Genomic DNA, 1,699 nt, shown 5'->3' with positions numbered 1-1,699 from the left:
GGCGGCCAGCCGCCGCCCGGCGGGCCGCAGGGTTACGGCTATCCGCAGCCGCCGACCGGGCTGCCCACGGTGGGCCCCGGCTACATGGCGGTGCTGCGCTACCGCGCCCCGGACGGTTCGGAGCAGCAGCTGATCCGGCGTTCGGCGCCGGGCACTCCGCACCCGGAGTGGCAGATCATGTACGAGTTGCGGCAGTTGAACGTGCCGCCGCAGCAGGTGCTGGAGCTGCACACGGAGTTGGAGTGCTGCGAGCTGCCTGGCGGTTACTGCGCCCGCATGGTGCGGGAGACGTGGCCGCAGGTGCGGGTCAGCCACACCGCGCCCTACGGGCGCGACCACGCCTCGCGGCAGCAGGGCATGCGCCATCTGCTGGAGCACCAGGGCGAGTTGCACCAGGTGGCGGACGGTCCGGCCCGTCCGGCCCCGGTCCGGGCGCCGATCCAGCAGCTGCCCCCGGTGCCGCCGGTACCGCCGGACGCCATCGGGCACGAGCTGGTGCACGCGTTCGGCCCGCAGGGCGTGTTCCGGTTCGACCAGCGGGCGGTGTCCCGCCAGGGTGTGCCGGAGATCGTCGCGCACACCCTGGTGTGGGCGGGCCTGCCGGTGGACTTCGGCCCGTTCTTCTGGGCGCAGGCCCAACCGGGCCGCCCGGTGCCGACGCTCGCCGAACTGGCGCAGGAGCACGGTGTGCAGCCGGGTCCGGACGCCGGCTCGTACCTGGTGATGGGCAGTGACTTCGGCCGGCAGCTGTGCGTGCAGTACGGCACCGCGCACATCGTCGCGGTGCCGCTGGAGGCCGACCCGAGCGGGCAGCCGGCGATGCCGCAGTTCGTGAACACCTCACTGCCGGAGTTCACCCGCTGCCTCGCGCTGCTGGGGCGGATGTGGCGGCTGCGGTACGGGCTGACGCCGGAGCAGGCGGGCCGCTGGACGGTCGACTTCCAGAACCAGCTGGCCGCCCTGGACCCGGCCGCGCTGTCGGGCCCGGAGAACTGGTGGTCGGTGCTGCTCGAGCAGATGTGGGACGGGCTGCTCTGAGACGGTCCGCCCAGCAGGCCCGGCGCACCCCGCGCCGGGCCTGCTGACGTCTGCCCCCGCCCGTCACCACCCGGCCTCCGTCCGGCGTCCGGATCCGCCCGCTTCCGAGGGGCCGGGCAGGAGTGCGGACGGCGGGTGACGGGCAGGGTGCTGCTGCGGGACGGGTGAGGCCGGTCCCGCGGTACCACCCTGCCCGGTGTCCGGTTGCGCCCGGTACTCGACGACAACTCGGCATCGCACCCGACGAAGCATCCTTGGTGGCGACCGCAACCGAAGTGGCAGGCTTCGGGCGATTCGCGCAGAGGGAAAGGGGCTCGACATTTCTTTTACTGGTGCGAGGAAGCCGGAGAGCCGGGGCGGTGCCGGGTTCGCGACCGCGCGGCGCGGATACCGGCCGGAGCAGGTGGACCGGCTGCTCGCCGAGCTGGAGGACGAGGGCCGGGCGGCCGAGGAGCGGATCGCACGGCTGGAGCGGCTGGCCGGGGAACTGGCCGCCGAGGCCGAGCGGTTGCAGCAGGTCGTGGCGTCACTGGCGCCGCCGGCGTTCGAAACACTGGGCGCGCGGGCGCGGTTGATCCTCACGGAGGCCGAGGAGGCGTCCGCCGAGCTGCGGCGGAGCGTGGACGCCGAGGTGGCGGCGGTCCACGAGGAAGCGGCAGCG

General features: G+C 74.1%; 2 protein-coding genes. Both read left to right on the top strand.

Going from position 1 to position 1,699, the window contains the following annotated elements; translation table 11 throughout:
* The coding region (locus tag ACYVE9_RS25660) for an SUKH-4 family immunity protein (RefSeq protein WP_461030281.1) at positions 1 to 1,038 on the top strand (1,038 nt) is incomplete at its 5' end.
* A gap of 196 nt (positions 1,039 to 1,234) precedes the next feature.
* Positions 1,235 to 1,699 (top strand): DivIVA domain-containing protein (locus ACYVE9_RS25655; protein WP_461030280.1); only part of this gene is annotated, 465 nt, incomplete at its 3' end.

It is taken from the genome of Streptomyces sparsus, from assembly GCF_054776295.1.
This window is presented reverse-complemented; position numbering and strand designations above follow the sequence as displayed.